A 6501-nucleotide genomic window follows, 5' to 3' on the forward strand; every position below is an offset into this window, starting at 1 on the left:
GTCGGAGACCATGGGTCCCTCCCTGGGGCCGGGGGTGGGTGGCTCGGGAGCTTCCTCGGGGGGGGGACGGGCGGGCGGGGACCGGTACGCACACCCGGTACGCCCGCCCGGTACGCGCACCAGGTATGCGTACCCGGAACGCGCCCCGCCTCAGTACGACTTCGGCAGGCCCAGCGACTGGTGGGAGACGTAGTTGAGGATCATCTCCCGGCTGACCGGGGCGATGCGGGCCACCCGGGCGGCGGTGATCAGGGACGCCAGCCCGTATTCCCGGGTGAGGCCGTTGCCGCCCAGGGTGTGCACGGCCTGGTCGACGGTGTGGACGGCGGCCTCGGCGGCCGCGTACTTGGCCATGTTGGCGGCCTCGCCGGCGGCCATGTCGTCCCCCGCGTCGTACAGCAGCGCGGCCTTGCGCATCATCAGCCCGGCCAGTTCCAGTTCGATGTGGCACTGGGCGAGCGGGTGGGCGAGGGCCTGGTGGGCGCCGATCGGCTCTTTCCAGACCTGGCGGGTGCGGGCGTAGTCGACGGCCCGGCCGAGCGCGTAGCGGCCCATGCCGAGGGCGAACGCGGCGGTCATGATGCGTTCCGGGTTGAGGCCGGCGAAGAGCTGGAGGAGGCCCGCGTCCTCGTCGCCGACGAGGGCGTCGGCGGGCAGCCGCACATCGTCCAGGGTCAGCTCGAACTGCTTCTCCGGGGCGGCCAGTTCCATGGGGATCGGGCTGCGGCCGAAGCCGGGGGCGTCGCGCGGGACGAGGAACAGGCACGGCTTGAGCCGGCCGGTGCGGGCGTCCTCGGTGCGGCCGACGATCAGCGTCACCTCGGCGATGTCCACGCCGGAGACGAAGACCTTGCGGCCGTTGAGGACCCAGTCGCCGCCGTCCCGGCGGGCGGTGGTGGTGATGCGGTGCGAGTTGGAGCCGGCGTCCGGTTCGGTGATGCCGAAGGCCATGGTGCGGCTGCCGTCGGCGAGGCCGGGCAGCCAGGCGCGCTTCTGCTCCTCGGTGCCGAAGCGGGCGATGACCGTCCCGCAGATCGCCGGGGAGACCACCATCATCAGCAGCGGGCAGCCGGCCGCGCCCAACTCCTCGAGGACGATGGACAGTTCGGTGATGCCGGCGCCGCCGCCCCCGTATTCCTCGGGGAGGTTGACGCCGAGGTAGCCGGCCTTGGCGGCCTCCTGCCACAGCGCGTCGGTGTGCTCGCCGTCCGCGACGACGGCGCTGAAGTATTCCCGGCCGTAGCGCTTGCCGAGCGCGGCGACGGCGGCGCGCAGGTCGCGGTGTTCCTCGGACTCGATCACGGGGTTGCTCAGGGCGGTGCGCATGGCGGCTCCTGGGGCGGTGAGTGAGTGCGGCGGGTGGTGCGGGCGTACGGGTGGTGCGGTCGGTGCGTGCGTACGGTGCGGGGGCGGGGCGCTCAGGCGGTGACGACGGCGAGGAGGGTGCCCACCTCCACCTGCTGGCCCGTGCGGACCGGCAGGGCGGTCAGGGTGCCTGCCGCCGGCGCGGTGATCCGGTGCTCCATCTTCATGGCCTCCAGCCAGAGCAGCGGGCGGCCGGCCTCCACCCGGTCGCCCTCGGCGAGTCCGTCCGCGATCCGGACGACCGTGCCGGGCATCGGGGCGAGCAGTGAACCGGGCTCCGTACGGGCGGCGGGGTCGGGGAAACGGGGGAGCGCGGTGAACGCGCGGGCCCCCAGGGGCGAGTCGACGTGCACCCGGTCCCGGTAGCGGGCGACCGCGAACGGCCGGCGCACCCCGTCCACCTCCAGCACCACGCGCTCCCCGGAGAGCGCGAGCAGCCGGACGCCGGGGAAGTCCTCGGCGGTCAGTCCGTCGCGCCCGAGCCGATAGCGGACGTCGTGGACGGTCCCGCCGCAGGCGTAGCGCTTGTGCTGCGGGCCGGAGGGGACGTTGCGGAAGCCGCCGAAGCGGGACCGGCCGTGCGCGTCGGCGAGCGCCGCCGCCAGCGCGCTCAGGGCGCCGCCGGACGCATCGGCCTCACCGGACCCGGTCAGGGCGGCCAGGTGGCGGTCGTAGAAGCCGGTGTCCAGGCCGGTGGCGGCGGCGAACTCCGGGTGGCGCAGCGAGCTGACCAGCAGGTCGCGGTTGGTGACCGGGCCGTGGATCCGGGCCCGTTCCAGGGCGCCGGCCAGTTTGCGGACGGCCTCGGCGCGGGTCGGGGCCCAGGCGATGACCTTGGCCAGCATCGGGTCGTAGTGGACGGTGACGGTGTCGCCGTCGTCCACCCCGGAGTCCAGGCGGACGCCCCCGGGGACGGTGAGCCGGTGCACGGTGCCGGTCTGCGGCTGCCAGCCGGCCGCCGGGTCCTCCGCGTAGAGCCGGGCCTCGACGGCGTGGCCGTGCGGTTCGGGCAGCGCGGCGGGCAGCGGGCGGCCCTCGGCGACGGCTATCTGGAGGGCCACCAGGTCGATCCGGTAGATCTCCTCGGTGACCGGGTGCTCCACCTGGAGCCGGGTGTTCATCTCCAGGAAGTACGCCCGGCCGTCCGCGGACACCAGGAACTCGACGGTGCCCGCGCCCCGGTAGCCGATGGCCCGGGCAGCCTGGGCGGCGGACCGGTGCAGGGTCTCCCGGAGCGCGGCCGGCAGCCCCGGGGCCGGGGCCTCCTCGATGACCTTCTGGTGGCGGCGCTGGAGCGAGCAGTCCCGGGTGCCAAGCGTCCAGACCGCGCCGTGCGCGTCGGCGAGCACCTGCACCTCGACATGGCGGCCGCCCTCCACGTAGGGCTCGGCGAAGACCTCGCCGTCCCCGAAGGCGGCCGCCGCCTCGGCCCGCGCCGACGCCAACTCGCCTGCCAGAGCGTCCAGTTCGCGGACGATCCGCATCCCGCGTCCGCCGCCGCCGGCCGCCGCCTTGAGCAGCAGCGGCAGGTCGGCGGCGGTGGCCGCGGCCGGATCGACGGGCGCCAGCAGCGGCACCCCGGCCGCCGCCATCAGCTCCTTGGCACGGGTCTTGGAGGCCATCGCCTCGATCGCGGCCGGCGGCGGCCCGATCCATATGAGCCCCGCATCGGCCACCTGGGCGGCGAACGCGGCGCTCTCGGACAGGAACCCGTACCCCGGGTGGACCGCGTCCGCGCCGGCCGCCAGCGCCGCCCGCACGATCAGGTCGCCGCGCAGGTACGTGGCGGCCGGCGCGTCGCCCGGCAGCCGGACGGCGGCGTCCGCGTCCCGTACGTGCGCGGCGTCCGCGTCCGCGTCGGAGTGCACGGCGACGGTGGCGATGCCCAGCTCGCGGCAGGTACGGAAGATCCGCCGGGCGATCTCGCCCCGGTTGGCGACGAGGACGGAGCGGATCTCCAAGGGGGCGGCGGGGGCGGCGCCCGCCCCGCTGGCGGACCCCTCGCCCGCGGCCCCGGTTGCGATCGCCGTCACAGGAACCACACCCTCACCCTCACCCTCACACCCCTCACTTCCCTCACCCCTCACATCCGGAAGACGCCGAAGCCGCCCCGCGCGCCCTCCACCGGCGCGGTGTGGACGGCGGACAGGCACAGGCCGAGGACGGTGCGGGTGTCGCGCGGGTCGATGACCCCGTCGTCGTACAGCCGCCCGGACAGGAACATCGGCAGCGACTCGGCCTCGATCTGCTGCTCCACCATGGCGCGCAGCGCCGCGTCCCCGTCCTCGTCGTACGGCTGCCCCTTGGCGGCCGCCGAAGCGCGCGCCACGATGGACAGCACCCCGGCGAGCTGCTGCGGCCCCATCACCGCCGATTTGGCGCTCGGCCAGGCGAACAGGAAGCGGGGGTCGTAGGCCCGCCCGCACATCCCGTAGTGCCCGGCGCCGTACGACGCGCCCATGAGGACGGTCAGGTGCGGCACCCGGGAGTTGGACACCGCGTTGATCATCATCGCGCCGTGCTTGATGATGCCGCCCTGCTCGTACTCCTTGCCGACCATGTAGCCGGTGGTGTTGTGCAGGAAGAGCAGCGGTACGTCCCGCTGGTTGGCCAGCTGGATGAACTGCGCGGCCTTCTGGGACTCCGCGCTGAACAGCACGCCCCGCGCGTTGGCCAGGATGCCCACCGGATAGCCGTGCAGCCGGGCCCACCCGGTGGTCAGGCTCGTCCCGTAGAGCGGTTTGAACTCGTCGAAGTCCGAGCCGTCCACGATCCGGGCGATCACCTCCCGGGGATCGAACGGCGCCTTGAGGTCCCCGGGGACGATCCCCAGCAGCTCCTCCTCGTCGTACGCCGGGGGCGCGGCCGGACCCGGATCGGCGTGCGCCTTGCGCCAGTTGAGGCGGGCCACGACGCGCCGGGCCTGCCGCAGCGCGTCCGGCTCGTCGACGGCGAAGTGGTCGGCCAGGCCCGAGGTCCGGGCGTGCATCTCCGCGCCGCCCAGCGACTCGTCGTCGCTCTCCTCGCCGGTCGCCATCTTCACCAGCGGCGGTCCGCCGAGGAAGACCTTGGCCCGCTCCTTCACCATGATCACGTGGTCCGACATCCCGGGCACGTACGCGCCGCCGGCGGTGGAGTTCCCGAAGACCACCGCGACGGTCGGGATGCCCGCCGCGGACAGCCGCGTCAGGTCCCGGAAGAGCGCGCCGCCCGGGATGAAGATCTCCTTCTGGCTGGGCAGGTCGGCGCCGCCGGACTCCACCAGGCTGACCACCGGGAGCCGGTTGGCGAACGCGATCTCGTTGGCCCGCAGCGCCTTCTTCAGCGTCCACGGGTTGCTGGCCCCGCCGCGTACGGTCGGGTCGTTGGCGGTGATCAGGCACTCCACGCCCTCGATCACGCCGATGCCGGTGACCAGCGACGCGCCGACCGCGTAGTCGCTGCCCCAGCCGGCGAGCGGCGACAGCTCCAGGAACGGTGTGTCGGGGTCCAGCAGCAGTTCGATCCGCTCCCGGGCCAGCAGTTTGCCCCGTTCGCGGTGGCGGGCGACGTACTTCTCACCGCCGCCGGCCAGCGCCTTGGCGTGCTCGGCGGTCACCTCGTCCAGCTTCGCCAGCATCGCGGTCCGCCGCTCGGCGTACTCGTCCCCGGCCGGGTCCAGCGCACTCCTCAGCACGGTCACAGCAAGACCTCCGGTATCTCCACGTAACGGGCGCGCAGCCACTCCCCCAGCGCCTTGGCCTGCGGATCGAACCGCGCCTGGGAGGCGACGCCCTCCCCCAGCAGCCCGTCCACGGTGAAATTCAGCGCAAGGAGGTTGGGCAGCACATGCCGCTCGACGGTCAACTCGCTCGTTTCGGGGAGCAGTTGCCGGAATCGTTCCACCGTCAGCTCGTGGGCGAGCCAGCGCCAGGCGGTGTCCGTACGGGCCCAGACCCCGACGTTCGCCGAACCGCCCTTGTCTCCACTACGGGCCCCGGCGACGGCCCCTAGGGGGGCGCGGCGGGGGGGGCCGGGGGGCAGGGGGGCGGGGAGGTCGGGAGGTGGGGCCGGGTCGGTGGGTGCGGGCGCGGGCCCCCGCGTCGGCTCATGCCGCCGCCCCGGCACCGCCGCCGGGATCTCCACCCGCCGGCCGTCCGGCAGCACGGCCACCTGCGGCACCTCCGCCGCCGGCACCGCCGCCGCCTCGAACACCCCGTAGGGCGAACCCTTACCGGGCGGCGCCGTCACATGGAAACCGGGGTAGCTCGCCAGCGCCAGTTCCACCGCTGCCCCGCTCACCGCCCGCCCCACGACCTCCGGATCGGGGTCGCGGACGACGAGCCGGAGCAGCGCGCTCGCCTCCTCCTGTACCGCCGCGTCGCGGTGGTCGGTGCGCGCCAGGCTCCACCGCACCTCGGCCGGCCGCCGCCCGCCGCGCGCCAGCGCGTCCTCCATCTGGTCGCGCACCAGCGCCGCCTTGGCCTCGACGCCGAGGCCGGTGAGCACGAACACGACCTCGTTGCGCCAGCCCCCGATCCGGGTCAGGCCGACCTTCAGCGTCGCGGGCGGCGCCTCGCCCCGCACCCCGGCGATCCGCACCCGGTCCGGGCCGTCGCCGGTCAGCCGTACGGTGTCCAGCCGCGCGGTGACATCGGGGCCCAGGTAGCGCGGTCCGGCCGTCTCGTACAGCAGCTGGGCGGTGACCGTGCCCGTGGTGACCGCGCCGCCGGTCCCGGGGTGCTTGGTGATCACCGCGCTGCCGTCCGCGTACACCTCGGCCAGCGGGAAACCGGGCCGCCGTACGTCGTGTTCGGTGAAGAACGCGTAGTTCCCGCCGGTCGCCTGCGTACCGCACTCCAAGACGTGCCCGGCGACCACCGCGCCCGCCAGGTGGTCGTAGGCGTCCGCGGGCCACCCGTAGTGCGCCGCCGCCACCCCGCTGACCAGGGCCGCGTCGGTCACCCGCCCGGTGACCACGACATCCGCCCCGGCCCGCAGGCACGCCGCGATCCCGGCGCCCCCGAGGTACGCGTGCGCGGTGAGCACCCCCGGGCCCCACCCCCCGCGCCCCGTTAGGTCCCCCCCCTCCCCATCCGCCCCGGCCCCCGGACCCCCGCCCCCCTCCCCCACCCCCCTTCCGGCGTCCGCCAGTCC

General features: G+C 74.7%; 4 protein-coding genes. All 4 read right to left on the bottom strand.

Annotated elements, in window-relative coordinates:
• Positions 1-150: 150 nt before the first annotated feature.
• Complete coding sequence (locus ADL22_RS09245; RefSeq protein WP_079063969.1) at positions 151-1326, bottom strand: acyl-CoA dehydrogenase family protein; 1176 nt, start codon at positions 1324-1326, stop codon at positions 151-153.
• A gap of 92 nt (positions 1327-1418) precedes the next feature.
• Positions 1419-3326, bottom strand: a complete 1908-nt coding sequence (locus ADL22_RS09250; RefSeq protein ID WP_066975650.1) for an acetyl/propionyl/methylcrotonyl-CoA carboxylase subunit alpha — start codon at positions 3324-3326, stop codon at positions 1419-1421.
• 122 nt (positions 3327-3448) lie between these two features.
• On the bottom strand, positions 3449-5047 hold the full coding sequence (locus ADL22_RS09255) for an acyl-CoA carboxylase subunit beta (RefSeq protein ID WP_066975645.1): 1599 nt from the start codon (positions 5045-5047) through the stop codon (positions 3449-3451).
• The coding region (locus ADL22_RS09260) for an acyclic terpene utilization AtuA family protein (protein WP_066975652.1) at positions 5044-6501 on the bottom strand (1458 nt) is incomplete at its 5' end. The genes ADL22_RS09260 and ADL22_RS09255, both read right to left, overlap by 4 nt.

Source organism: Streptomyces sp. NRRL F-4489, assembly GCF_001509485.1.
Classification (GTDB): domain Bacteria; phylum Actinomycetota; class Actinomycetes; order Streptomycetales; family Streptomycetaceae; genus Streptomyces.